General features: G+C 72.8%; 22 protein-coding genes. 5 read left to right on the top strand and 17 right to left on the bottom strand.

Going from position 1 to position 25,870, the window contains the following annotated elements; genetic code table 11:
- Positions 1 to 33 precede the first annotated feature (33 nt).
- Positions 34 to 768 (top strand): TioE family transcriptional regulator, encoded by a 735-nt coding sequence (locus ACFRKB_RS05940; RefSeq protein WP_383103645.1) that lies wholly within the window; start codon positions 34 to 36, stop codon positions 766 to 768.
- Positions 769 to 865: 97 nt separating this feature from the next.
- Here ACFRKB_RS05940 and ACFRKB_RS05935 read toward each other — a convergent pair whose 3' ends face one another.
- From ACFRKB_RS05935 to ACFRKB_RS05925, 3 genes are all read right to left on the bottom strand, one after another.
- Positions 866 to 1,240: a CU044_2847 family protein gene (locus ACFRKB_RS05935; protein ID WP_383103643.1), complete on the bottom strand. Its 375-nt coding sequence runs from the start codon at positions 1,238 to 1,240 to the stop codon at positions 866 to 868.
- Positions 1,233 to 1,898 (bottom strand): CatB-related O-acetyltransferase, encoded by a 666-nt coding sequence (locus tag ACFRKB_RS05930; RefSeq protein WP_383103641.1) that lies wholly within the window; start codon positions 1,896 to 1,898, stop codon positions 1,233 to 1,235. The genes ACFRKB_RS05935 and ACFRKB_RS05930 overlap by 8 nt, the downstream gene beginning before the upstream one ends.
- A gap of 241 nt (positions 1,899 to 2,139) precedes the next feature.
- On the bottom strand, positions 2,140 to 6,855 hold the full coding sequence (locus ACFRKB_RS05925) for a CHAT domain-containing protein (protein WP_383103640.1): 4,716 nt from the start codon (positions 6,853 to 6,855) through the stop codon (positions 2,140 to 2,142).
- Positions 6,856 to 6,991: 136 nt separating this feature from the next.
- Between ACFRKB_RS05925 and ACFRKB_RS05920 the strand changes: the two genes are divergently transcribed.
- Complete coding sequence (locus ACFRKB_RS05920; RefSeq protein WP_383103638.1) at positions 6,992 to 7,363, top strand: hypothetical protein; 372 nt, start codon at positions 6,992 to 6,994, stop codon at positions 7,361 to 7,363.
- A 36-nt stretch (positions 7,364 to 7,399) separates the two neighbouring features.
- Positions 7,400 to 8,302, top strand: coding sequence for a hypothetical protein (locus ACFRKB_RS05915; protein WP_383103636.1), 903 nt, complete (start codon positions 7,400 to 7,402; stop codon positions 8,300 to 8,302).
- 18 nt (positions 8,303 to 8,320) lie between these two features.
- On the opposite strand, the gene ACFRKB_RS05910 is transcribed toward ACFRKB_RS05915, so the two are convergent.
- On the bottom strand, positions 8,321 to 11,221 hold the full coding sequence (locus ACFRKB_RS05910; RefSeq protein ID WP_383103634.1) for a WD40 repeat domain-containing protein: 2,901 nt from the start codon (positions 11,219 to 11,221) through the stop codon (positions 8,321 to 8,323).
- 188 nt (positions 11,222 to 11,409) lie between these two features.
- Here ACFRKB_RS05910 and ACFRKB_RS05905 point away from each other — a divergent pair, with 188 nt between their 5' ends.
- Positions 11,410 to 11,808, top strand: a complete 399-nt coding sequence (locus ACFRKB_RS05905; protein ID WP_383103632.1) for a DUF779 domain-containing protein — start codon at positions 11,410 to 11,412, stop codon at positions 11,806 to 11,808.
- Positions 11,809 to 11,831: 23 nt separating this feature from the next.
- On the opposite strand, the gene ACFRKB_RS05900 is transcribed toward ACFRKB_RS05905, so the two are convergent.
- The 13 genes from ACFRKB_RS05900 to ACFRKB_RS05840 all read right to left on the bottom strand — a co-directional run bounded on the left by ACFRKB_RS05900 (position 11,832) and on the right by ACFRKB_RS05840 (position 24,408).
- The gene (locus ACFRKB_RS05900; RefSeq protein WP_365971484.1) at positions 11,832 to 12,026 is read right to left on the bottom strand and encodes a hypothetical protein; all 195 of its coding nucleotides are present in this window, start codon (positions 12,024 to 12,026) and stop codon (positions 11,832 to 11,834) included.
- Positions 12,027 to 12,150: 124 nt separating this feature from the next.
- Complete coding sequence (locus ACFRKB_RS05895) at positions 12,151 to 13,020, bottom strand: phosphatidylinositol-specific phospholipase C/glycerophosphodiester phosphodiesterase family protein (protein ID WP_383103631.1); 870 nt, start codon at positions 13,018 to 13,020, stop codon at positions 12,151 to 12,153.
- A 271-nt stretch (positions 13,021 to 13,291) separates the two neighbouring features.
- Complete coding sequence (locus tag ACFRKB_RS05890) at positions 13,292 to 13,954, bottom strand: ABC transporter ATP-binding protein (RefSeq protein WP_383103629.1); 663 nt, start codon at positions 13,952 to 13,954, stop codon at positions 13,292 to 13,294.
- Positions 13,947 to 14,870, bottom strand: coding sequence for an ABC transporter ATP-binding protein (locus ACFRKB_RS05885; protein ID WP_383103899.1), 924 nt, complete (start codon positions 14,868 to 14,870; stop codon positions 13,947 to 13,949). Before ACFRKB_RS05885 ends, ACFRKB_RS05890 begins: the two co-directional genes overlap by 8 nt.
- 188 nt (positions 14,871 to 15,058) lie before the next feature.
- Entirely contained in the window at positions 15,059 to 15,985 is a 927-nt protein-coding gene (locus ACFRKB_RS05880) for an ABC transporter permease (protein WP_383103628.1), read from the bottom strand.
- Positions 15,978 to 16,943, bottom strand: a complete 966-nt coding sequence (locus tag ACFRKB_RS05875; protein WP_383103897.1) for an ABC transporter permease — start codon at positions 16,941 to 16,943, stop codon at positions 15,978 to 15,980. Before ACFRKB_RS05875 ends, ACFRKB_RS05880 begins: the two co-directional genes overlap by 8 nt.
- Positions 16,944 to 16,966: 23 nt before the next feature.
- Positions 16,967 to 18,562: an ABC transporter substrate-binding protein gene (locus ACFRKB_RS05870; protein ID WP_383103627.1), complete on the bottom strand. Its 1,596-nt coding sequence runs from the start codon at positions 18,560 to 18,562 to the stop codon at positions 16,967 to 16,969.
- 129 nt (positions 18,563 to 18,691) lie between these two features.
- Entirely contained in the window at positions 18,692 to 19,798 is a 1,107-nt protein-coding gene (locus ACFRKB_RS05865; RefSeq protein WP_383103625.1) for an acyl-CoA dehydrogenase family protein, read from the bottom strand.
- The gene (locus ACFRKB_RS05860) at positions 19,795 to 20,988 is read right to left on the bottom strand and encodes an acyl-CoA dehydrogenase family protein (RefSeq protein ID WP_383103623.1); all 1,194 of its coding nucleotides are present in this window, start codon (positions 20,986 to 20,988) and stop codon (positions 19,795 to 19,797) included. The genes ACFRKB_RS05865 and ACFRKB_RS05860 overlap by 4 nt, the downstream gene beginning before the upstream one ends.
- Entirely contained in the window at positions 20,985 to 21,953 is a 969-nt protein-coding gene (locus ACFRKB_RS05855; RefSeq protein WP_383103622.1) for an NADPH:quinone oxidoreductase family protein, read from the bottom strand. The genes ACFRKB_RS05860 and ACFRKB_RS05855 overlap by 4 nt, the downstream gene beginning before the upstream one ends.
- Positions 21,954 to 22,078: 125 nt before the next feature.
- Complete coding sequence (locus ACFRKB_RS05850) at positions 22,079 to 22,666, bottom strand: helix-turn-helix domain-containing protein (RefSeq protein WP_383103621.1); 588 nt, start codon at positions 22,664 to 22,666, stop codon at positions 22,079 to 22,081.
- 62 nt (positions 22,667 to 22,728) lie between these two features.
- Positions 22,729 to 22,986: a DUF5133 domain-containing protein gene (locus ACFRKB_RS05845; RefSeq protein ID WP_383103620.1), complete on the bottom strand. Its 258-nt coding sequence runs from the start codon at positions 22,984 to 22,986 to the stop codon at positions 22,729 to 22,731.
- Between the two features lie 123 nt (positions 22,987 to 23,109).
- Entirely contained in the window at positions 23,110 to 24,408 is a 1,299-nt protein-coding gene (locus tag ACFRKB_RS05840) for an alpha/beta fold hydrolase (RefSeq protein ID WP_383103618.1), read from the bottom strand.
- Between the two features lie 260 nt (positions 24,409 to 24,668).
- Here ACFRKB_RS05840 and ACFRKB_RS05835 point away from each other — a divergent pair, with 260 nt between their 5' ends.
- Complete coding sequence (locus ACFRKB_RS05835; RefSeq protein ID WP_383103617.1) at positions 24,669 to 25,832, top strand: ABC transporter ATP-binding protein; 1,164 nt, start codon at positions 24,669 to 24,671, stop codon at positions 25,830 to 25,832.
- Positions 25,833 to 25,870 lie beyond the last annotated feature (38 nt).

The following is a 25,870-nucleotide window of genomic DNA, read 5'->3' as shown; positions in this document are numbered from 1 at the left end:
CGGTTGAAACTTTCTCGCGATATCGGCAGGCTCATGGGGCAAAACCTTCAAAACAGCGAGCGGCTCAGACCGATTGATCTGGCGCGCGGGCACGGTCTGTCCACGCAGGCCATCAGGAACTACGAGGAGGCCGGCATCCTGCCGGCCGCCGGACGCACACCCCACGGCTACCGCACCTATACCCCGCTGCACGCACGGGCTCTGGGCGCGTTCCTCGCCCTGGTGCCCGGCCACGGCCACCGGACGGCGGCGTCGATCATGCGGGCGGTGAACGAGGGCGTGGTCGATGAGGCGCTCCGTCTCATCGATGAGAGCCACGCCCAGCTCCTTGAGGACCGGCGGACCCTGCACGCCGTGGAGAGCGCCCTCCGCGACCTGGAGCCTGCTCAGGCGTCCGAACCCGACGCGGCGGTGTCCGGGCCCGGTGGCACGTTCATCGGGCCGCTGGCGGGGAAGCTCGGAATCCGGTCCGCCACGCTGCGCGCATGGGAGCGCGCCGGGCTGGTGCGCCCGCGCCGCGATCCACGGACCGGGTACCGCGTCTACGACGAGGCCGACGTACGGGATGCCCGGCTGGCCCACCAACTCAGGCGTGGCGGCTACCTGTTGGATCAGATCGCCCCGCTGATCGCCCAGGTGCGGGCGGCCGGCGGGCTGGAGCCGCTGGAGGCCGCCCTGCGCGACTGGCGCGGCCGGCTCTCCGCCCGTGGGCGCGCGATGCTGGCCGGGGCCGCCGAGTTGGAGGCGTATCTCCGCGAGCGCGGATGAGACCTCGGCCGCCGGCCGACACCATGCGGCCGACCGGCGGGTGTACGGTCACGGCCGCCGCGGGCGGCCGTGGGCGTGGCCGGTGCGGCGCCGCCGCTCAACTCCCCTGCGGGTCATTCGGCGTTGATGCCGTCGCGTCGGTGCGGTTCCACGTCAGACTCACGGAGAAGTTCGCGGCTGTCGCGGTACTGGCGATGACGACATCGGCCTCGGCCGAGAGCGACACCCCGAACTCCAGCGTGATCTCGTCCGGTGAATTCGCCATCCCCCGCAAGCGGCCCACAAAGTTCTCCGCCACGGGCCGTACGGTGTCCAGCATCTGAGCGAGCGACCGCTCGGCCCGCGCGACGGAGCGGCTGCCGCGGCCCACTCTGATGAGGCTTTCGTCCACTTCACGGATCTGCACGCGAATCGTCTCGTCACTGCCGTCGCCCAGGGGCACTTCGACCGTGTGGACATGGCGTTCACTCATGGCTACCTCCAGCGAGGGGTGTCCGGGGGGCGGCGGCTTCGAGGTCGGCGACGCTGCCCGACATGATCGTGCGTACGTGCTCGGTGATGTGCTCCGCAGGCCAGTCCCACCAGGCCACCGCCAGCAGCCGGGCCACGTCCTCGTCGCTGTAGCGGGTACGGATGAGCCGGGCCGGGTTCCCGCCGACGATTCCGTAGTCGGGCACGTCCGTGGTGACCACGGCGCCGGAGCCGATGATCGCGCCGTGGCCGATCCGTACGCCGGGCATCACCATCGTGTGGTAGCCGAACCAGACATCGTTGCCGACGACGGTGTCACCGCGCCCCGGCAGGCCCGTGAGCAGGTCGAAATGCCCGGCCCAGGAGCCGCCCATGGTGGGGAAGGGGAACGTCGACGGGCCGTCCATGCGGTGGTTGGCACCGTTCATGATGAACCGGACGCCCGTGCCCAGCGCGCAGAATTTGCCGATGACCAGCTTCTCCGGGCCGTAGTGGTAGAGCACATTGCGTGTCTCGAACGCCGTCGGGTCGTCCGGGTCGTCGTAGTAGGAGTACTCCCCGACCTCGATCAGCGGCGACTTCACCAGCGGTCTGAGCAGCACCACCCGCGGCTGATCGGGCATCGGATGGACGACTGTCGCGTCGGCGGGCACAGGCATGGTGAATGGTTCCTCATGGGTACGTGTCGGTCCGGCATCCGGTCCCATGATCGCACCAGACCGATCCGCCCCGGCAGAGGCCGGGTTGAGGAAACGAACAGGAGTCAGGCCGCGAGCCGGTGGGCGAGGTCGGTCAGTTGGGGCGGCCGTAGCACGCGCCCGCCGGACCGCTGTATCCGATTCACCTCGTCAGGCTATCGGCCGCGGGTCCCGCCCCCGCCCGCGCCTCCGTCCCGCCGGTTCAGGGCCCCGCGTGGATATAGGCGGCCCAGGACAGCGGGTCGTCGTCCTGCTCGCGCAGTCGCTGTACGGCGGCGTGCAGGGCGGTCGCGGCGCGGTGTGGATCGAGGGCGGCGGGGGCGTTCGGATGCGCGGGCCGCATCAGGCCGGTGTAGAAGAAGTCCGCCGCACGCAGCGCGCACGCGTCGTCCACCACCCACTGCGCGGCCACCACATGGGTGAATCCGGCCAGTTGCAGGGCTCCGGCCAGATGGACCGCCTCGTCGGGCAGTCCGGCGGCGCCCCGCGCGGTCTCGCACGCCGACAGGAACGCCAACCGCGCGCGGTCCAGGCGCAGTCGCGAGATGTCCGCGACCGTCACGGGACCGGCCCGCGTGTGGTCGTGGCAGTACAGCGCGCCGCCGGCCGAGTCGGTGGGGTCCTGGCTGCCGTGGCCGGAGAAGTGCAGGAAGGAGTGGGACCGCAGTGTCTCCAGGACCGCCGCGCGCGACGCCTGTGGTCCCGACAGGACCGTGGTCCGCGGCACCCGGTCCGCCAGCAGCCGCACTTCGGCGCGCGCCTGCGGCAGTGGGGGCAGACCGGGAGTGTCGGACTGGTCGACGGCGAGCATCCGGCCGTTCCCGCCGTCCGGGCCCGTGTCGTCGCCGCCGCCGTCCCGCGCGTCCGTCCGGTCACGCGGGACGGTCTGCGCGGCGAGGGCACGCAGCGTCGTGGTGTACGAGCACACGTACCGGTCCGGCAGCGAGCGCGGGGCACCGTCCGCGCCGGCGGCCTCGGGCCCGTAGTGCCCGGCGGCGTGCAGGGGCAGCAGGGAGAGCAGGCCGGTGGGGCACCACCAGAGCCGGTCCGGCCGCCGCTCCGGGCCCGGGGCGCTGTCCGCCGCTCCCAGCGCGGCCAGTACGGGCCCGGCCACGACGTCCCACAGCCAGCCCAGGGTACGGAGCAGGATCCGCTGGGCCCGCCAGGCGTCGGCCGGTGAACGGCCCACCGAGGCCAGCGCGTCGAGCAGGGTCCCGGCCCGTTCGGCCAGACCGTCCGGCCCCTCCAGCGCGAGATCGGGCAGTGTGACGGTGCGCAGCGCGTCGCGGGTGACGACGAGCGCGTCACAGCGCAGTGCGCTGGTGTTGACGACCACCACCGGCCCGTTCCCGGCGGCGGCTCGCAGCCGTTCGAGCGAGGGCAGCCGCAGGAAGTCCGCCAGGCCCGGCAGTTCGCGCGCGCGGCGCACCAGATCGTCCATCTCGCGGGCCAGTTCACGGCGCCGCTCCGCCATCATCCGCTGGTCATGTACGAGTCGCGCGGGGTCGGCCGCGCTCGCCGCGGAGTCCGGAGCGGAGTCGCCGGAGTCGGCGGTGTCCAGAAAGGCCCGTACTTCCCGTATCCGGTGGGCGAGTTCGGGTGCCTGCTCCCGTAACACGGTCATGTCGTCGCGGGCGTCGAGGGCTTGTGCCAGGAGCACGCCGCGGCCCTGTTCCAGCAGTCGCAGCGCGTCACGCGGGCGGCCCGCGTTCAGGGCGACGGCGGCTGCGTCGCCGGCCAGGCCCGCCGCGCGGCCGAGCGCGTCGAGCCGGTCGGTACGGTCCAGGCCGTGCCAGGCCAGCAGCGGCAGTTGGGAGAGGGCGGCCCGGTGGGCGTCCAGCGCCTCCGCCCAGTCACCGACGTCGGCGGACGCGGTGGCCCAGCCGCGCGCCGCGCGGAACCGCACGGCCGCCGGAGCGGTGTCGATGCCGGTGGCCCGGCGCAGGGCGTCGAATCCGGCGGCGAGATCGCGCGGGTTCCCGCTCAGCGAGCAGCGGAAGATGAGCGCCGAGCCCAGATTGGACAGGCACATGGCGCGCTGCGGATGGTCGTCGGGCAGCAACCCGACCGCCGTACGGGCGGCTTGGGCCGCCTCGTCCACATCGGCGGCCTCGTCGGGCGAGTCCTCCTTCGCGTAGCGGATGAGGAGTGACATGGCGAGATTGGCCAGATAGAGGGGGCGCTGGGGATGATCCTCCGGGCAGCGGCGTGCGGCCTGGCGCAGGCAGCTGACCGCCTCGTCGCCGTCGGACCGCCGGTCGGTGCTCTCGTACCTTCGGCGCAGCGCGAGTGCCAGGTTGGACAGCTGCATGGCGCTCTGCGGATGGTCGTCGGGCAGGGCCAGGACCGCCGCGCGGGACGCCTCGATCGCCTCGTCCAGGTCGGCGAGAACGCCCGTCCGCTCATGCCGTGAAGTGAGGGCCACGGAGAGGTTGTTCCGGTGCAGGGCGCCGTCCACATGCCCGGTGGGCAGCGCGCGGACCGCGGCACGGGACGTCTCGATCGCCTCGTCCAGGTCGGCGAGCGCGCCCGACCATTCGTACCGCCGGCGCAGGGCGACGCCCAGATTGATCAGATGGACCACATGGGCGGACGCGTCCGCCGGGGAGGTGGCGTCGACCGATTCCCGGGCCGCCCGCACCGAGTCCTCCAGATCCCGCTGTGTCCCCGACCGGACGTAGCGGGTGCCGAGGATGACGCTGAGATTGGAGAGGTAGATCGCGCGCTCCGGGTGGTCCTCGGGCAGAACCGCCACCGCCTGCCGGCTCAGCTCGACCGACCTGTCCAGATCGGCGCCGGAACCGAGCCGCTCGGCGCGCACGCGCAGCACGGCTCCGAGGTTGGACAGGTGCTTCGCGCGCTGCGGGTCGGAGGCGCGGGCGGCCCGCTCGGCGTCCTCGAAATGCCGTACGGCCTCGTCCAGCAGCGTGAGGTCTCCGGACCGTTCGTAGGCCGCCTGGAGCGTACGGCCCAGGTTGAACAGCACCTGTGAGGTGTGCCTGCCGTCGGCGGAGCTCCGCTCGGCCGCGCGGCGGTTCCAGCGGATCGCTTCGGCGAGATCGTCCGGGTCGGCGGTGAGGGAGAACCGCTGCATCAGTACGGCACCGATGTGCGACTCGTCGACGGTCCGGTCCCGGTCGTCGGGGTCCACCTCGATCGCCTCCCGGAAGGCGTCGATCGCCTCGTCCAGGTCGGCGAGCGCGGAGGTGCGGTCGAAGCGCCGGGCGAGGGCGAGCCCCAGTTCTGACAGGCACTTGCCGAGGGCGCCCGGATGGAAGTCCGCGAGCAGTGTGCGGGCCTTCTTCAGAGCCGCGACCGCCTCCTCGGTGTCGGCTGCGGAGCCCGTCCGCTGGGACCGTGCGCCCAGCGCCTCGCCCAGCAGACTGAGCGGTAGCCCCTGGTCGGAGCCGCGGTCCGCGGCTTCGGCGCTGCGTCTGGCGGCCTCGATCGCTCCGTCGGCGTCGGCGGGGTCCGAGGTGTGCTTGAACCGGGTCAGCAGAGCCCGGCCGAGGTCATGGAGATGCTTGCCCCTCGGGGAGCCGGCGCCGTCGCCGCCGTCCCGTGCGGCCCGCCGCAGGAGGTCGACGGACTCATCGATGTCCCGGGGATCGTCCAGGCTCCGGAATCTGAGCCGCAGAGCGAGGCCCAGGACTCCGAGGAGCGCGGTACGGGACGGGCCCATCGCGGGGGCGGTCGCCAGGGCCTGCCGGGCTGCGTCCACCGCCGCGTTCAGATCGGCCGCCGTCCCCGACCGCCTGGCCCGCGACCGGAGCACGCCGCTGAGGTTGGCCAGGAAGCCATGGCGTCCCGGGGTGCCGGGCGGACACTCCGCCACCGCTCTCGTCGCCCCGTCCACCGCGTCGTCGAGGTCCGCCGGGTCGCCGAGCCGGATGAACCGCTGGTCCAGCGCGAGCCCCAGGTTCGACAGATACATGGCCCGCTGCGGATCGTCCGGGGTCGCGCGGCGTACGGCGAGCCGCAGGGCGTCGGCCGCGGCCTCCAGGTCCCCGGGCGCGGCGTCCCGTTCGTACCGGGCCAGCAGTGCCAGACCCGCGTTGGAGTGGAAGAGCGCGTGGGGTTCCCGCGCGACGCGTACGGATTCCACACCGGTGTCGACGGCGTCGTCCAGGTCCGCGCGCGTGTGGTGGACCGCGAACCGCAGGCTCAGTGCTCCCGAGAGGTTGGCCAGATACATCCCCCGGTCCGGATCCTCGGCGTGCGCCCTGCGGACCGCGTGCCGGCCCGCGTCGACCGCCTCCTCCAGGTCCGGTTCGACGCCGTGCACGGTGTAGCGGGCCCGCAGCGCGCCGCACAGATTCGACAGCAGCATCGGATGTCCGGGGTGGGACGCGGGCAGGACGCTCCGGGCGTCCCGCCACAGCGAGATCGCGGCCTCCAGGGAGCCGGCGTCTCCCGTGATCTGCCAACGCCCGTACAGATCCAGCGCGTTCTGGGCCACGGTCTGCAGGTCGTGCGCGACGGGTATGTCCAGGGCGGCCACGGTCTCCCGCAGTTGCTCGGGTACCTCTTCCGGCGCGAACCGGCCGACCAGGGCGAACAGTCCGAGCGCCATGCGCGCGTCGGGCACGGCCTCCTCGCTCTCCGGCCCCAGGACCAGACAGCGTGCGTAGTGCAGGAGGGCGATCCCCTGCAGGATGGACAGGTCGAGGATGTACAGCGGCTGCCCCGGGCCGGCGCTCCTCTCCGGGCCTGCGCTCCTCTCCGGGCCGGCTGTCCCCTCCTGGCCGGCCGTCCCCCCGTGGACCCGGAGTACGGTCGCGCGCAGCCTGTCCGCCTCGGTCAGGGCGGCGGGGTCCATCACCGCGCCCTGGCTTCCGCCGTTCCAGAAGGAGTCCAGCCGGTCGACGAGCCGGCCGGCCAGCCGCTCCACCTCCGCCCAGCCGATGTCGTCCCGCATGCGTCCGCCCCCGTCCGTTCGCGTCCGTCCCCGCCTGTCCCTGCCTGTTCCCGTCTGTCCCGGGCCGCACCAACAGCCCATATCATCCGTGGACATGACATGATGGTCCATCAACTCTCCTTGAGGGGGCAGAATCGTGGAGTCGGCGGAGCTGCTGAGCGTGCTGTGCCGGGAACTTCCCGAACTGCGGGCCGTCGCCGAGGAGACCGGCGACGGAAACCGGCTGGAGGAGGCCCTGGCGGCGGCGCGGCGCGGGGAGCCCGTCACCGAACGGCTGCGGGCGCTGGGACTGTTGAGGCTCCTGGAGTCCTGGGGGACGACGCGCGGTGTCCCGCCGGAAGGCGAACCGTCCGGTCTGGTCGCCCTGCCCGGCGGCGACCGCGGCGGGCGTGTGGCGCTCGGCGGCTACCGGTGTCCGGCCGGCGTCTGCCGCCGTGCTGAGCAGCCGAGGCCCGGCGACGATCTCCCGGTCTGCGCCCTGCACGGCCGGCCGCTCCGGTTCCGCTGACCTCGTACGACCGGGAGCGGGAGGGGCGGGGACGGGATGAACGCGGTGCTGGCCGAGCTGGGCCGCAGATACATGGAGCGCTGGGTGGCCCTGCTCGTCCTCCCGGGGCTGCTCTATGTGGCGGGCGCGGCGGTCGCGTACCGGCTGGGGCACACGCACTGGGCGGACCTCGGCCGTCTGACCGGCCTGCTGGAGCCCGGCGGCCCCCTCGACGGCCGCCGCCCGTCGTCCGTCTGGGTCTTCGTGATCGCCGTGCTGCCGGTGCTCTCGGCAGCCGCAGGACTGGCCGCACGGGGCGCCGCCGCGGCCCTCGGCCGGCTGTGGTTCGAGCCCTGGCCGTATGGACTGCGGCGCCTCGCCCGACGGCGGACCGCGGTACGCGCCCAGCGATGGGAGGCGGCGGACAGGGCGTACCGCGCCGAGCTGGCGGGCGCGGGCGCACGGCCGCCGGCCGCCACCGGCGCCCGGATCGACCTGCTCGCGGCCCGTCGCAACGCCGTCGCCCTGGGCCCTCCGGCCCATCCCACCTGGACCGGCGACCGGCTGGACGCGGTCCACACCCGCGTCTGGAGCTGGTACCGCCTCGATGTCGTGTTCTCCTGGCCACGGCTGTGGCTGGTCCTGAACGAGGCCGAGCAGAACGCGCTGCGCGTCGCGCGCGCCGAGCTCGACGCCGCCGTGACGCTGGCGGGCTGGGGCGTGCTGACCGTACTGCCGGCGCTCTGGTGGTGGCCGTCGCTGCTCCTCGCCGCGGGTGTCTTCGCCCTCGGCCTGCGGCGGACGCGCGGCGCCGTGGACACCCTGGCCCATCTCACCGAGGCCGCCTATGACCTCCGTGCCGCCACGCTCGCACGGGAGTTGGGCTTCGACGTGCCGGAGGGGCGGCTCTCCCCGGAGACCGGCGCGGAGGTCACCGCGCATCTGCGCAAGCACGTGTGACGCCTGACGGACCCCCGCTCAGGGGCACGGTGGCCGGTAGGAGACGCCCGGCAGGTACCGGTCCCAGGCGGCCCGGGTGATGGTGGGGTGCGCGGCGGCGCAGGCACGCGCGATGAGCGGGCCGAAGTCGACGGGCAGGACGCGGATCACCCCGTCGTACGCTCCGGACACCACGGTCCGGCCGTACGGATCGAACCGCAGCGAGCCGACGGCGGTGGTGTATCCGGTGAGGGTGGCGCGGGCGGCGGGCCGCCGCGGATCGCCGACGTCCCAGAGCCGGACGGTCCGGTCGTCGCTCCCGGTGGCGAGCGCGCGGCCGTCCGGGCTGAACGCGACCTCGCCCACGACATCGCTGTGGCCGGTGAGCGCGGACAGCTCCCGGGGACGCCCGCGGTCCGTGATGTCCCACAGCCGTACCGCGGACTCCCCGCCTCCGGCGGTGGCCAGGACGCCGCCGCGCGGGCTGAACGCCACCCCGATGGCGGCGATGCGGTGCGCGCGCCATCGTGACAGCGCCCTGGGCCGCGCGAGGTCGCTCGTGTCCCACAGCTGGACGGTCTCGTCCTCGTCGGCCGTGGCGAGCGTGCGGCCGTCGGGGCTGAAGGCGACGGAGCGGATCGTGTCCGTGTGTCCGCCCAACGTCGCCCGGCTCGTGGGGCGTTCCGGATCGCCGGTGTTCCACAGCCGTACCGTCCGGTCGCCGCCCGAGCTCGCGAGGGTGCGGCCGTCGGGGCTGAAGGCGAGGGAGAGTACCGCACCGGTGTGGCCGTCGAGGGTGGCGAGCAGCGCCGGGTGCCTCCGGTCGGCCACGTTCCACAGCCGTACCTTCCGGTCGTCCCCGGCGGTGGCCAGGATCCTGCCGTCCTGTCGCAGCGCGACATGGCGGACGAAGGTGCCGTGGCCGCCGAGGGTGGACAGCCGGACGGGCCGCCGGGGATCGCCGATGTCCCAGAGCCGTACCGTACGGTCACCACCGGCCGTGGCCAGAAAGGCCGCGTCCGGGCCGATCGCCAGCGAGACCAGCTCGCCGTGGTGGCCCACCCATGACGGCATGAGCGTGCTGACCAGACTGTCGCGCGTGTGCCCGGTGGGGGCCAGCCGGTGCGCGGCCAGGCCGATCTGCACGGCCAGGGCCGGTTCCTTGTACAGGATGTCGGTGGCTCCCTCCGCCGCGTTCGAGGCGACGGCGCTGTTGCGCTGCCGGATGACCTCCTCGTTCGCGCGGACCGCGTAGACGGTGATCGCGGTCGTCAGGGTCAGCAGCACCGCGAGCAGGGTGACCAGCAGCCGCATCCGCCGGGCCCGGCGCAGGGCGGTGGTGGTCTCGGCGTCCTCTGCGGCCAGGCTGGCGTTCACGAACGCGCGCTCCCGTACGGTGAGTCCGCTGTCATCGCCGCGGGCCACCTGCCGTGCCATGGCGAGACGCGTGCCGCGATAGAGCGCGCCGGGATCGCGGTTGAGCGATTCCCACGCCCCGGCGGCCTCGGTGAGCTGGCGGTGCGCGCGCAGGCGTTCCCGGTCCCGCGCCAGCCAGCGGCGCAGCCGGGGCCAGCCGCGGATCAGCGCCTCGTGCGTGACTTCCAGACGCCCGCTGTCGAGGGTGATCAGCCGTATGGCCACGGCCCGTTCCAGCACGGCCGCGGTGTCCTCGTCGGGGTCCAGCTCGGCGCGCGTGATCCGGCGCTTGGTGTCCTCGGTGCCCTCACCGAGGGCGGTCAGGCGCAGGAAGAGGTGGCGGGCGATGGCCTGCCGGCCGGGATCGAGGGCCGCGTAGAACGCCTCCGCCGTCTGCGCGAGCGATCCTTCGATACCACCGGCCGCCTGGAACCCGGTCAGGGTCAGCACATTGCCCCGCCTGCGGCGCCAGGTCTCCAGCAGGGCGTGTGACAGCAGGGGCAGGACGGCCACCTGGCCCTGGGCCTGCGCCGTCAGGGCGGTGAGCAGCGTTCCCTCCACCCGGCATCCCGCCTGACCGGCGGGCCGCACGATGGCACGGTGCAACTCGTCGGCGCTCATGGGCCCGACGGTGATCTGCGCGTCGCGCAGCGCCGCCGCCAGTTCCGCGTACTCCGCGCAGTGCGGGTAGAAGTCGGTACGTACCGCGATCACCACCCGGCAGCGGCTGCTGGGTGCCCGTGCCGCCGCGATGAGCGCCGCGATGAAGCCGCTCCGCTCCTCCTGGCCGCGGCAGACGGTGAAGACCTCTTCGAACTGGTCCACCACCAGCACGACTTCACCGTCGTCGCCGCGCTGAAGGGCGATCTGACGCACCGTCCGATGCAGATTCCCCGGGTCCGCGGTGAATTCCGCGTAGAGCCGGGCTGCCGTGGACCGCGCGGGAAAGGCGAGCCGGATGGCCGTCTCCTCCAGGGGATGCGGCCCCGGAGTCAGCGTGATCACCTGGCAGCGGTCGTCCTCGGCCCGTAATCGCGCCAGCAGGCCCGCGCCCAGCAGGGAGGACTTCCCCGATCCCGAGGCGCCGAAGACGGCCAGGAACCGCTGGGCGGCCAGCCGCGTCATCACCTCACCGACCAGGGCCTCACGGCCGAAGAACCACTGGGAATCGTCGGGCCTGAAGGCGGCAAGGCCCACGTAGGGCGCCTCCGCGCGCTCACCCGTCCCGGCTTCGTCCTCGTCCGCCGCGCTCTCGGCGGCGAGTTCGGCGGCGACGTCGTGCCAGCGCCGCGCCCACTGCTTCTCGTCCCCACCGCAGGCACGCGCGTAGGCGAGGGTCACCGCGAGAGTCGGCAGCCGCCGGCCCGCCGCGGCGCCGGAGAGGGTGGCGATGGAGTAGTGCGCGCGGGCCGACAGGATCCGGTACGCCGGCTTCCCGGCCTCGTCACGCAACCGGCGAAGATCCGCGGCGAACCGCAGAAGCGGCCCGTCCCCCGCCGCGAGCGGCATTTCTCCCCGTGGCACCGTGCCCACCCCCCTGTCGATCACCCCGATTGTCCCGTATCCGTATGTTCACCACCACCTCGGCACAACGGGCGCTGATGTGGCGGCGGGAGCGGGGTCCGGTGCGCGTGCAACCGTCTCGCAACGTCATGGGGTGTTGACTGGGTCCCTCACGGTGCGGACCGATGACCGACGGCGGCGGAGGGATCATGGACGAGCAGACTTCCCCACGGGAACAACTGACCCCATCGGAGCCACGGGAGCCGCGTGTCGAGGTGACCCCCGCCGCCGCCGAACTGATCCGGCGGCTGCGGGCGGAGCACGGGCCGCTGATGTTCCATCAGTCGGGCGGCTGCTGCGACGGCAGCGCGCCCATGTGCTATCCGGACGGTGAGTTCCGTACGGGCGCCTCCGACGTACTGCTCCAGTCCCTGGCGGTCGAGGGGGTCGCCGAGCCGGTGCCCTTCTGGATGTCGGTGAGCCAGTACGAGGCGTGGCGGCACACCCGGCTCATCGTCGATGTGGTGAAGGGACGCGGCAGCGGCTTCTCCCTGGAGGCCCCCGAGGGGGTGCGTTTCCTCATCAGGTCGCGGCTGGTGGGGACATAGCCCCGGGGACCCGGGCGGGCCGGTCAGGGATGCAGGCCGCTGACCACGCCCGCCGTGGTGGAGATCCCGTTCGCGATGGTCGGCGCCATGCTCGTGCCCGCGAGGAAGAAGCCCAGCAGGACGCAGACTGTCGCATGCCAGAACTTCAGTCCTCCATTGCGCAGGAAGACCACCGCGAGAATCATCAGAAGCAGAAGTACAGAGATCGAAACAGCCATCGAGAACCTCCTCCGCCGCACCGGATCGCGGCATTCGGCCGCCAGTGTGGCGGAGGAGGAGGCCGGGTCGGCCGACTGGCGTGTCCGCCGTACGGGTGGTTGACCCCGGGTTCCCCGTTACGGGCTACGGACGGTGCTGCCGGAGGAAACGTTCGAGGCCCGCAAGGTCATCCGTATTGAGATGGTCCACGCCGGCGGCCAGCAACTCGGTCCAGACCGCGTCCCGCGCGGGCCCCGGCAGATCGGGCGTGCTCCAGAAGCGCACGCGCTGACCGTGGGAGTGGGCGGCGTCGACGATGCGCAGCAGCTCGGCGCGTTCGGCGGCGGGGAACGCGCCCACGCCCTGCCAGCCGAAGCTCTGGGTCCAATTCCCGCTGATGAGCGGGACGAAGGAGGCGGGGGCCGGCGTCCCCAGGTCATCGAGCCGCCCGTCGTAGAAGGCGTACCGCACGCGCTGCGCCTCCATCGGGACACGGGCCGCGCGGTCGCCGGAGATGACGGGGGTGACCGCTCCCGCGCGCACCGAGCCGTCGGCGTAACGGCTCAGCATCGAGCGGTAGCCGGTCAGTTGGCGGTGCAGCTCGGCGTAGGCGGCGGCGCCGTCCGCCTTGATGTCGATGAGCAGCTGCACCGGCCGGTGGTAACCCCGGTATACGGAACCGTGGTTGGCCCGTACCCGCGCCAGCAGCGGATCGAGGTAGAGCCCGCGGAGGGTTCTGGCCGGGTCGAGTTCGGTGGCCTCATGGGCGACCAGCAGCTCGCCGTCGACCAGGAAGACATCGGCCTCCACGCTGGTGAAGCCGTGCGACAGGGCGTCGTGCAGGGGGCGGGCGTGGAGATAGTCGTTGTGGGCGTGTGCCTGGCGCAGCGGCCGGGGGCCGTCGTCGCCGCGCTCTGTCCGCGAGGCCGCCTGTGCGTACGCGGGTGCCGCGATCGCTCCCGCGAGCGCGGCGGCGAGCGTACCGACAGCTCGGCGGCGGGTGGTGAGGGCCATGGTGCCTCCAGGGGACGTGGGTGGGCTAGGGCCTGTCCGGCGGATCTTCGTGGATCAGGCCGCGGCGTCTGGTGCCGTGCATCGCAAGGCGGAGGATCGCCCATGTACTGGACGTACTTGGGCGACTCCGACAACGCGGCGAGGTGCGGTGCCAGGCGTCGCGGGCCCGCGAAGATCCGCCGGACAGGCCCTCGGCCCTGGTGAGTATCCGCCCTGTCATGGCCCGGCCGATATCGTCCGGCACAGAGTTCGCCCACCCGCCATCCGCGCTTCAGCCGGTCCCGGTGATCTCCGTCCAGCGGACTGTACGGTCGCACCAGCGCTCCAGCAGGACACGGTCATGGCCGACGGCCAGCAGGCCCGCGCCGTGCTCACGGCGGTACTCCTCGACGACGGCGACCAGCGCGGCCGTGGTGGAGGCGTCCAGCATCGCGGTCATCTCGTCGCAGACCAGCCAGCGCGGGCGCAGTACCAACGCGCGGGCCAGACAGGCGCGTTGCAGCTGCCCGTCACTGACCTCGTGCGGGCGGCGGCCCAGCAGTTCGCCGGTGAGTCCGACCGTGCGGGCCAGTTCACCGACACGCGCCGTGAGGTCCGCCCGGCGGCCGGTCGCGCGCAGCGGTTCGGCGATCAACTCGCCGATCCGCAGCCGGGGATCCGCCGACAGCCGTGGCTGCTGGAAGACCACGCCGATCGCGGTCCGCTGTGCCCGCGGGGCCCGGTGGCGCCAGCCGGTCACCCGGCGGCCGTCGACCGTGACGGTCCCCGCGTCGGGGCGGTGCAGCAGCGCCGCGACCCTGGCGAGCGTGGACTTGCCGCAGCCGCTGGGGCCGAGCAGCCCGAGCGAGGCACCGGGCGCGAGGGTGAGGGACGCGTCCCGTACGACGGGGGCGCGCCGCTCGTATCCGGCGGTGATGGAACGGAGTTCAAGCACGGACGGTCTCCTCGGCGCTCTCGGCGGTGCTCTTCCGGGGGTGGTGGCAGGCGAGGTTGTCCGTGAAGGGCGGTGTGGTGGCGCAGAGTTCGGTGGCCCGGTCGCAGCGGGGCGCGAAGGCACAGCCTTCGGGCAGCTCGCCGAGTTCCGGGGGCAACCCGGGGATGGGGGTGAACGCGCGCTCCGGCAGGGCGTTGAGCAGTCCGCGCGCATAAGGGTGGCGCGGCCCCGGCTCCCCGAAGAACCCTCGCGCGTCGGTGAGTTCGACGATCCGTCCCGCGTACATCACGGCGACGCGGTCGGCGATCCGCTCGGCCGCGGCCAGATCATGGGTGATCAGCAGCAGGGCGCGGCCCTCGTCGGTGTGGCGTCGCAGTTCGTCGGCCGTACGGTCCACGAGATCCCGGTCGAGTCCGGTGGTCGGCTCGTCGGCCAGCAGCAGCCGGGCGTCACCGATCAGGGCGAGCGCGGTCGCGGCGCGCTGGGCGAGACCGCCGGAGAGTTCGTGCGGATAGCGGTCGAGATGGCCGGCGGGGAAGGCCGCGCGGTCGGCGGCGGCCTCGGCGGCCCGGTGGAGTTCCCGGCCGCGGGTGCCGGTCAGTTCCCTTACGGTTTCCTCCAGTTGCGCCCGTACCGTACGTACCGGAGTGAGATGGGCGGCCGGGCTCTGCGGTACGAGGCCGACGCGCCGTCCCCGTACCGTCCGCGCGAGCGTGCGCTCGTCGGCGGCGAGCAGATCGATACCGTCGAGGACGGCGGAGCCGGTGGTCCGCGCGTTGCCGGGGAGGAGTCCGAGCAGGGCGGAGGCGAGGACGGATTTTCCGCAGCCGCTCTCCCCGACGAGGGCGAGGCACTCCCCCGCCGCGAGATCGAAGCCGGCGTCCGTGACGGCGGCGATGTGCCGCCCGCCGCGCATCCGGAAGCGGACGCCGAGCCCCCGTACGGAGAGCACGGGCGGCGCGGACTCGGCGGGCCCCGCGGACTCGGCGGAAGCAGCGGACTCGGCGGGACCCGCGGAGACGACAGGAACAGGACCGGCGGGAACAGGACCGGCAGGAACAGGATCGACGGAACCGGTCGGCGGGACCGCCGGGGCGGGCGTGGTCACAGCATCAGCTCCGATCGACGGCGCGGATTGATCCGTTCCCGCCAGGCGCCCGCGAGTCCCGCGAGGGCGAGGGTCGGAACGATCAGGAACAGCCCCGGGAAGAGCGTCGGCCACCAGTCCCCGGCCAGCAGCGAACCACGCGCCGTCTGCACGAGATTGCCGAGGCTCGCCTGGTGGCTGGGCAGGCCGAGTCCGAGGAACGAGAGGGCGGACTCGTGCCACATCGCGTGCGGCACCATGAGGACGGCGGCGAGTCCGGCCTGCGGCATGACGCCCGGCAGCAGATGGCGGCCGATGACACGGCGGCGTGACGCGCCGCCCGAGATGGCCGCGTCGATATACGGACGCGCGCGCAGCGAGAGCACCTCCGAGCGGACGATCCGGGCGGTGGAGAGCCAGTGGGTGAGCGCCACGGACACGATCACCGGCCAGACGCCGGGCCGGAACATGGCGACGATGAAGATGCCCAGCAGCAGATGCGGTACGGACGAGAACGTGTCCACGAGCCGCATGACGAGCCGGTCCGTCCAGCCGCCGAAGGCCGCGGCCGCCGCGCCGACCGCCGTACCGATCACGGTGGCGACGAGCGCCGCGACGAGTCCGACAAGCAGCGAGACGCGCAGTCCGTAGACGCAGCGCAGCAGCAGATCGCGGCCGACGTCGTCCGTGCCGAACGGATGCGACAGGGAGGGCGGCTGGAGTTTCCTGGCCAGATCGACGGCCTGCTGGTCGAGGGGGACGAGCAGCGGTACGACGAGTACGGCGAGGGCCACGACCGCCACGATGGCGGCGGAGGTACGGACCCGGACCGTACGGGTCGAGCGGCGCGTGCGCCCGTGCGAGCGCCAGACCGGCTCGGTGGTGGCCGGTTCTGTCGCGACCGGCGCGGTGGTGGGGGCCGGTCCGGTGGTCGTGTCAGCCATCGAAGCCCACTCTCGGGTCGGCGAGTCCGTAGAGCAGATCGGAGAGCAGGTTCCCGATCAGCACGGCGGCGGTGGCGAGCACTGTGAGGGCGGCGAGCAGCGCGAAGTCCACGGAGGTGGCCGCCTGCACGGTGGCGGCGGCGATTCCGGGCCAGCTGAAGACCGTCTCGACGAGCAGTGCGCCGGTGATGAGTTCGGGCACCCGCGAGCCGATGAGCGTGAGCATCGGCAGCATGCCGGAGCGCAGGGCGTGACCGAGCAGTACGGTGCGTTCGCTCAGGCCGCGGGCGCGGGCGCCGCGTACGGGATCCTCGGCCAGCGCGTCGGTGACCCCCTGGCGTACATAGAGGAAGAACCACGGCAGTTGGGAGATGCCCAGCACGGCGGCGGGCAGCACCAGATGCGAGGCGACCTGCCCGAAGGTGACGGTGTCGCTCGCCGCGTCGGTGAGCCCGCCCGCCGGGAGCACGCCGAGCGTGACCGCGAAGAACCAGATCGCGAGAAGCCCGAGCCAGAAGGCGGGAGCGGCTTCCAGGACGTACGCGGCCGAGCCGGCGCAGCGGTCGAGCGGACCGCCGGGCCTGCGCGCGGCGAGCACGCCGAGGGAGGTGCCGAGCAGGATGGCGACGGCGAAGGCCGTGACGGCGAGCAGCGCGGACCAGCCGATCCGCTCGCCGATCACGGCGGAGACGGGCGCGCGCAGGACGGAGGAGTCCCCGAGGTCGCCGCCGAGCGCGTGGGTCAGCCAGTTCCACCAGCGGTGGACCAGTGGCTGATCCACTCCGAGGTTGACCCGGAGCTGGTCGAGGTTCTCCTGCGAGGCGGTGAGGCCCGCGGTGCCCGCGTACGCCTTCACGGGGTCGAAGGGGGAGGCGGCGGCGACGGCGAACACACCGAAGGTCACCACGAGGAGGACCGGGGCGGCGAACAGCAGCCGCCGCCCCGCCATCCGGCCCATCGCCCCCCAGGGGAGGCGGCGGCTCACTTCTTGGGTGTCCAGTCCTCGATGTTCCACCAGGGGCCGGACGCCAGACCGTGGTCGTGCGGTTCGGTCTGCGTGGAGAGCCCGTCCCAGCGGTCGTTCACCACATAGAGGTGGTCGATATGGGTGAGGAAGGTGTAGCCGGGGTTCTTCACCAGTTCCCGCTGGACGGTGTCGTACGCGGCCTTGCGCGCGGCCGGTTCACCGCTCTCGCGGCCCGCGTCGAGGGCCTTGTCGACGGCCGGGTTGTCGTACCACGCCATGTTGTTGAAGCCGTCGCCCGCGAGGGAGGACATGAGCAGGGTGTACTGGTCGAAGTCCGGGTCGCCCGGCGAGCCGCCGCCGGCCAGGACCGCGTCCTGCCTCATCCGCGGTTCGATGACCTCCCAGGTGCCCGCCTGGGTCGTGATGTCGATGCCCGCCTTCTTGGCGTCGGACGCGTAGGCGAGGGCGTGTTCCTGGCGGAGCTTGTCGCCGGTGAGGTACCAGAGCGGGAAGGCGGCGCGCACACCGTCCTTGACGCGGACCCCGTCCTTGCCGGGCTTCCAGCCCGCGTCGTCGAGGATGCGCCGGGCCCCTTCGGGGTCGTAGCGGCGCTCGGTGCCCCGGGCGAACCATTCGCTGCCGGTGGGGACCGGGCCGTAGGCCGGCTTGCCCGCGCCTTCGAGGATCCGGTCGACCATGGTCTCGCGGTCGACGGCGATGTCCAGGGCCCTGCGGACGGCGGTGTCGCCGGTGACCTTGTGGTGGGTCGGCAGGGTGACGGTGCGGTAGTCGTAGGTCGTGGCGTCGTAGGTCGTGCGGCCGCTGTCCTCGGCGAAGCCCTTGGCGAGGTTGGGCGGCAGGATCGCGCCGTCGAGTTCCCCGGCGCGCAGCCGGGTGGCGCGCACGTCGTCGTCCTTGATGATCGCCATGGTGAACTTCTTCACCTCGGGCGCGCCGCCCCAGTAGTCCGGGTTGGCCGTGAAGCTGATCTTCTCGCCCTTGGACCAGCCGGTGAGGAGATAGGGGCCGGTGCCGACGGGCTTCGTGGTGAACGGGCCGGTGTTGACGTCCTGTTCGCCCGCGATGTGCGCGGGCGCGATGGGCAGGACGGTCCGCCGGTCGAACGGCGCGTAGGGGTATTTCAGGGTGAAGACGACGGTGTGCTCGCCCCGGGCGGTGACGTCCTTGACGGCGTCCAGCTCGGTCCTGGACGCGTTGTTGGTCTTCTCGTCCAGGATGGTGCGGTACGTGAAGACGACGTCCTTGGCGCCGAAGGGCTTGCCGTCGCTGAACTTCACGCCCTCGCGCAGCCGGTAGGTGTAGGTCAGCCCGTCCTCGCTCACCGTCGGCAGCGCGGTGGCGAGCGCGGGCCTGAGCCGCATCTCGCCGTCGTAGGCGAGCAGCCCGTCGAAGATCTTGGAGTTGCCGTCCTTGCCGTAGCCGAGGAGCGGGCTGAGGCTGTCGGGTTCGTAGGCGATGCCCACGACCACCGAATCCTTCGCCCCGCCACCCGCGCCCGGGCCGCCCGGGTTCGAGCAGGCCGCCGCGGTGAGGGCCAGTGCTCCGGCCAGCACCGCGGCGGCCGTGCCGCGTATCGATCGGGCCGTCATGCGTCCACCCCTATTGAAGATCATCCGTTATTGCGATCGAGTCGCAATTAAACAGCAAGTAAAGGGGTGCTTGTCCAGACGGCCCGGACGGCTGTGCCCGCGGCCCGCCACCTGGACGAGGCGGACCGGCTACCGGGGTCCCGGCAGATCGACGAGCGAGGCCAGCGTCTCCTGGTGCCGGCCCCGCGAACCGAAGGCGATCTCATCGGACTTGGCGCGTTTGAGATACAGATGCGCGGGATGCTCCCAGGTCATCCCGATCCCGCCGTGCAGTTGGACACACTCCTCGGCCGCGTGAACGGCGACCCGTCCGCAGTACGCCTGCGCGAGAGCCACCGCGAGGGGAGCCTCCGGGCTGCCGGTGGCCAGCGCGTCGGCGGCGTTACGGGCCGCCGCGCGGGCCGAGACGACCTCCAGCCACAGCTGCGCCATCCGGTGCTTGAGCGCCTGGAAGGACCCGATCGGCCGGTTGAACTGGGTGCGCTCACGGGTGTGCCGGACGGTCTCCTCCAGACACCATTCGGCGATACCGAGCTGCTCGGAGGCGAGCAGCCCCGCCCCGGCCAGCAGTCCACGGCGTACGGCGGCCTGCGCCGCGGGAGCCTCGGCGATCCGGATCCCGGCGGCGGGATTGACGGTGACCGCGGCGAGCGGCCGGGTCAGATCGAGCGGGGTCAGCGGCTCGACGGTGACCCCGGGCGAGGCCGTCTCGACCGCGTACAGCCCGTCGTGACGCACCACGAGCAGGACATCGGCGCGTACGGCGTCGGCGACCCCGGTCACCGTTGCGGCACCGGCGGGCAGCGGTCCGTCCGGGGCGGTGGACAGCGGCACCGCGAGCACCGCGACCCGGTGGCCGTGGGCGAGCGCGGTGAGCAGGCCCGCGACATCCGTGCTCTCGGTGCTCTCCCCGTCGCAGGCGAGCAGCGTCTCGGTCGCCACCACGGAGCTGGTGAGATACGGCGCGGCCGTGACGGCGCGGCCCAGCTCCTCCAGGACGACCGCGGCCTCGCGAGGGCCCGCGCCCTGGCCGCCGAGCTTCTCCGGGACGAGCAGCCCCGACGCGCCGATCCCGGCGGTGAGCGAGGTCCACAGCTCCGCGTCGTAGGGATCTCCGGCCTCGGCGCGGACGAGCGCCGCCGGTACATCGGAGCGGTCGGTGAGCAACGACCGTACGGCCGCGCGCAGATCGTCCTCGGTGTCCGAGTAGAGCAGATCGGGGGAAGCGTCGGTCATCGGGCCAGGTCCTTCCAGGCGACGTCCTTGTCGTTGCGCGGCTCCGAGGGCAGGCCGAGTACGCGTTCCGCGACGATGTTCAGCAGTACCTCGCTCGTACCGCCCTCGATGGAGTTCCCCTTCGCGCGCAGATAGCGGTAACCGGCGTCCCGTCCCGTGAAGTCGACCAGCTCCGGCCTGCGCATGGTCCAGTCGGAGTACAACAGGCCCTCCTCCCCGAGGAGTTCCACCTCCAGACCGCTGATCTCCTGGTTGAGCCGCGCGAAGGCGAGCTTCATCCCGCTGCCCTCGGGGCCCGGTTGTCCTGCGACGAGCTGCTGACGCAGCCGCTCCGCGGTCAGCCGCGCGACCTCCGCCTCCACCCAGAGGGTGAGCAGCCGCTGACGCAGCTCGTGCGTGCGCAGCTCGGGCCGCTCGCGCCAGGTGCGGGCGACCGTACCGATCATGCCGCCCTCGCGGGGCAGCCGGGCGCCGCCGATGGAGACGCGCTCGTTCATCAGCGTGGTCCGGGCGACCTTCCAGCCCTCGCCGATCCCGCCGAGCCGGTGCGCGTCGGGGATGCGGACGCCGGTCAGGAAGACCTCGTTGAACTCGGCCTCGCCGGTGATCTGGCGCAGCGGCCGTACCTCGACGCCGGGGGCGGTCATATCGCAGAGGAAGTAGCTGATGCCCCGGTGCTTGGGCAGGTCCGGATCGGTACGGGCGATGAGGATGGCCCAGCGGGCGAGATGGGCGCTGGAGGTCCATACCTTCTGCCCGTTGACGATCCAGTCGCCGGAAGCGGAGTCGCCGTCGCGTACCGCGCGGGTCGCGAGCGCGGCCAGGTCGGAGCCGGCGCCGGGCTCGCTGAACAGCTGGCACCACACCTCCTCACCGACCCACAGGGGCCGCAGGAAGCGTTCCTTCTGCTCCTGGGTGCCGTAGCGCAGGATGGTCGGCGCGGCCATGCCTAGGCCGATGCCGATCCGGCGCGGATCGTTGTCGGGCGCGCCCGCGGCGGCCAGCTCGGCGTCCACGACGGCCTGGAGGGAGCGCGGCGCGCCGAGCCCGCCGAGCCCCGCCGGGTAGTGCACCCAGGCGAGCCCGGCGTCGAAGCGCGCCTTGAGGAAGTCGGTGCGGCCGGTGGTGGCCGGCGGGTGGCCGGCCAGCAACTCCCTGGTGAGGGAGCGCAGTTCGGCGGCGTCGGTCATCGGGCACCGCCCTCGGGGAGGACGACCACGCGTCCGGTGGTGGTGCCGTCGGCGACCCGCTGGACCGCGTCGGCGGCATCCTTCATGGGGACCCGTTCGCTGATGAGCGGCTTGATCGCGCCCCGGGCCGCGAGCGCGGTCAGCTCCCGGTGGCAACCGGCCACCGCCGCCGGGTCCTTGGTGTGGTAGAGGCCCCAGTGTAGGCCCAGGATCGCGTAGTTCTTGACCAGCGCGTGGTTGAGGGCCGCGGTGGGGATCACACCGCTCGCGAAGCCCACGACCACGATGCGGCCCTCGAAGGCCACGCACTTGGTGGACTTGGCGAAGGCGTCGCCGCCCACCGGGTCGTAGACGACATCAGCGCCCCGGCCGCCGGTGGCCTCCTTGACCGCGCCGACGATGTCGTCCGCACGGCGGTCGATCACCAGATCGCAGCCCAGGTCCCGGGCCACCCGCGCCTTGTCCGGGCCTCCGACGACCCCGATGACGGTCGCTCCGGCCGCCTTCCCGAGCTGTACGGCCGCGCTGCCGACCCCGCCGGCCGCCGCGTGGACGAGAAGGGTCTCCCCCGGCTGGAGCCGTGCCCGCCGGTGCAGCCCGAACCACCCCGTCTGATAGCCGATATGCAGGGCGGCCGCCTCCGCGTCGTCCAGCGCCTCGGGCGCGGGCAGCAGCCCGGCCGCGTCGGCGACCACGTACTCGGCGAGCCCGCCGTGCGGCAGCGCGGGCGTGGCGATGACCCGGCGTCCGTCCTCCGTCTCACCGCAGATCTCCACGCCCGGAGTGAAGGGCAGCGGCGGCCGGACCTGGTACTGGCCCCGGCAGAGCAGGGCGTCCGGGAAGTTGATGTCCGCCGCCCGGACCAGCAGCCGGACCTGCCCCTCGCCGGGCACGGGACGCTCCACCTCTTCGAGCCGCATCACCTCGCCCGGCTCGCCGTTCCGGTGCACTCGCCATGCCTGCATTCGGGGCCTCCACACACGATGGGCAGTACCGCACTCGTGCGCATACTAAGCGGTCGCTTGCCTCGCTGGGAACATCCGGCCCGGGAACGGCCCGCCGGGGAACGGTCCGCCGGGGGATCCGCCTCTCAGGACGTCCTCGGCCGCGCCCTCACGTGCATCCGCTCACCCTGCGGGCCGAACAGGCTCAGGCACTCCACCGGCGCGTCCGCGGCCGGCCCGAACCAGTGCGGTACGTGCGTGTCGAACTCGGCCGCCTCCCCCGCGCCGAGCACCACATCGTGCTCACCGAGCCGCAGCCGCAGCCGGCCCGCCAGCACATAGAGCCACTCGTACCCCTCATGGGTGCGCTGCTCACAGTCGTCGTCCGGCGAGGGCTGGATGATGATCTTGTAGGCGTGCAGCCCGCCCGGCTGGCGGGTGAGCGGCAGCAACGTACGGTTGCCCTGCACGATGGGCTTGGCACGCACCCGGGGGTCACCGACACGGGGCGCGCCGACCAGTTCGTCCAGCGGGACCTGATGGGCGCGGGCGATGGGCAGCAGCAGTTCGAGGCTGGGGCGGCGGTGGCCGGCCTCCAGCCGCGAGAGGGTGCTGACGGAGATACCGGTGGCCTCGGAGAGCGCGCTCAGTGTGGCACCGCGCTCCTGCCGGATCCTGCGCAGCCGGGGTCCCACTTCGTTCAGTACGTCTTCGAGCCGGGCGTCGTCGTCCATGGACCCATTGCATCATCGATCGCTTGCCGGGATGGCAACGGGGTTTGCCGGGCGCGACACGGCTACGGCGTGACTCCCGGCGCGACGGGCTTCGTACCCTCCGGGAAGAGCGGAACGGGCCTGATCCGGCGCAGATACGCCTCCGCCTGCCAGATCGCCTCACGTGCGGTGCGCTGTCCCATCAGCACACAGAGGGTGTACGCCACGTCCTCGAACCGTCCGCGTATCTCCTCGTCGAGCGGATCGGCGAGCACCAGCCGTTCCCAGGCCCGGTACCGGGCCAGCAGATCGGCCACCAGATGTCTGTCCGGCAGCAGCATGCCAACCACCTCCCGCGTTCCCCTCCGGGACATTGTCCACCCGGCTCCCGGCATCCGCTCGGCGAGTCCGGTGGGGACCGGCCGGGGCCCGGTGACGCCGGGCGCCGGTGGCGGGGCCCGGCCTCAGGCCTCGTCCCGTACGAGCGCGAGCAGCCGGTCCAGGACGTGCGGACCGCTCGCCCGCAGACCGTCGTGCTCGTACTCGTCCGTCACCCAGGTCCGCAGCCCGCGGATCGCGCGCGCGGTGCGCAGGGAGTGTTCCGTGTCGACATACATGTCGTCGTGGTAGACGGCCGCGGCGACCGGCACCTCGTTGGCGGCCAGCCGGGCGGGGTCGTACAGCGGGCTCCAGTCCGTGCGGGCCGCGACCAGTTCGGCGGCCTCGCGCAGCGGGCGGAGCGCGGGGTCGGATGCGAAGTGCCAGGGGTGGATGGACTCGCCCGTGAAGTACAACGGCCCTTCTCCCGCGAGGGTCTTGGCCGCGTCGAACCGCGCGAACTCGCCGCGCACCCGCTCGGCGGCCCACCGCGTCGGCCGGCCGTCCTGACCGTAGATCGCCTCGTGGAGCACGGCGTACAGCGGATGTCCGGCGTACGAGAGGGCGGTGGCGACGCTCTCCTGGAACGCGTCGGAGAGCGCCGGGCCCTTCGGCGTGCGGACGAAGGCGTTCTCCAGCAGATAGTGCAGCTGATGGCCGCCGTCCCCACCGCCGAGCATGATTCCCAGGGACTGGAACGCCTCGGGTGTCAGGACGTAGCCGGTAGGGAGTACGGGCCGGTGCTCGGCCAGATACTCCGCGATCCGGCGGGCCGTGCCGATGTCCTGCGGATAGCGCGCGTAGAACGCCTCCACCTTGCGCGCGACGCGCGGGTACGCGGCGCGGTAGACCTCGTCGGCCGTGGCGTCCAGGGAGGGCAGCCCGCCGGTGATCAGAACGGTCTCCAGCCCCTCGGGAGCGGTGGAGAGATAGTGGGTGGCGCAGAAACCGCCGAAGCTCTGGCCGAGCACCGTCCAGGGGGCGCCGCCGGTCAGCAGCGGACGTATCGTCTCGCAGTCGCGCACGATCGAGTCGGCGCGGAAGTGCGCGAGATAGCCGGCCTGCTGCTCCGGGCCGCCGTGCAGGGGCAGGGTCTGCCGGTTGACGGGGGTGGAGAGGCCGGTGCCGCGCTGGTCGAGCAGGAGCACCCGGAATTCCTTCAGGGCGCGGCCGAGCCACGCCTGCCGGCCGATGAACCGGCGCGCGCCGAAGCCCGGCCCGCCCTCCAGATACACCAGCCAGGGCAGGTCCGCCGCCGCCCGCGCGCTCGCGACGACCTCGCGGGCGAACAGCTCGATCCGCTCCCCCGACGGATCGCCGTGGTCCAACGGGACCGTGAAGCGGTGGTCGGTGAGGACGACGCCGGGCTGGCGGTAGCTGGTCAAGGCTGCTCCTGTTCTCGCTCGCCCCTTCCGGGGCCGGTCGCGCCCCTCCCGGGGCAGTCACGCCGGACAGTTCAGCACACGGGCCGCCGCCCGGCCGAGACCGCCCCGCTCCAGGCGCCCCGCTCCGTGCCGCCACGCTCCGCGACCGCGGGTTCGAGGAGCTGTACGGACCCGGGGCGCCCTCCGTTCAGCGCGTACGCGGTTCCCCGGACAGTCCCGGCCCGCGCGCGCGGCGGCCCGCCCGCTCCTAGCGTGAGGTCATGATCCGGTTCGAGCAGGTCAGCAAGGTCTACCCGGACGGAACGGCCGCCGTCGACGGGCTGTCCTTCGACGTCGACGAGGGCGAACTGGTCATGCTGGTGGGGCCTTCCGGCTGTGGCAAGACGACCACGATGATGATGGTGAACCGGCTGATCGAGCCCACCTCGGGGCGCATCTTCGTCGAGGACCGGGACATCTCGCGGGTCGACCCGGTCCGGCTGCGCCGCCGGATCGGCTATGTCATCCAGCAGGTGGGGCTGTTCCCGCACCGCACGGTCCTCGACAACACGGCGACCGTGCCCGCCCTGATCGGCTGGAAGAAGGCGAAGGCGCGTGAGCGGGCGGCGGAGCTGCTCGATCTCGTGGGACTCGACCCGGCGACCTACGGACCGCGCTATCCGGCGCAGTTGTCGGGCGGGCAGCGCCAGCGGGTGGGGGTGGCGCGCGCCCTGGCCGCCGATCCGCCGGTGCTGCTGATGGACGAACCGTTCGGCGCGGTGGACCCGGTGGTGCGCGAGCGGCTGCAGAACGAGTTTCTGAAGCTCCAGGCGACGGTGCGCAAGACGGTGCTGATGGTGACGCACGACATCGAGGAGGCGGTGCGGATGGGCGACCGTATAGCGGTGTACGGGGAGGGCCGTATCGAGCAGTACGACAGGCCGGGCGCGATCCTCGGCACCCCGGCCACGCCCTATGTGGCCCGGTTCGTGGGCGCGGACCGGGGGCTGAAGCGGCTCTCGGTGACCGCCGTCGAGCCGGCCGATCTGGAGGAGCCGCCGGTCGCGAGGACCGACGAGCCGGCCAGGGACGCGGCGGCCCGGATGCGCGCGCAGCGGGCCCGCTGGGCGGTGGTGCTGAACGGGGACGGCGAACTGCACGGCTGGGTCTCCGCGGACGCGCTGGCGCAGGCCGGGGAGCGCGGCTCGGTCGGTGACTTCGCCCGCCGGATGGAGGCGTGGGTACCGCTCGGGTCCCCGCTGAAGCAGGCGTTCAGCGAGATGCTCCAGCATGACGCGGGGTGGGTGGCGGTGCTGGAAGGGGCGCGCTTCGCCGGGGTGCTGACCCCGGCGAAGCTGCACGAGGCGCTGCGCCGCTCGGTGGACGCGGACGCCCAGGGGATCGGGCGCGACGAGGTCGACTTCGACTCGGTGTCGGACGCGTGAGCGGTGGCGGTACGGGACCGGGCGCGGCGGCCGGATCC

Origin of the sequence: Streptomyces scopuliridis (assembly GCF_042790125.1) — a bacterium.
GTDB lineage: Bacteria > Actinomycetota > Actinomycetes > Streptomycetales > Streptomycetaceae > Streptomyces > Streptomyces scopuliridis_A.
Note: the sequence above shows the minus strand (reverse complement) of the source record. Positions and strands in the feature narration are given on the sequence as shown.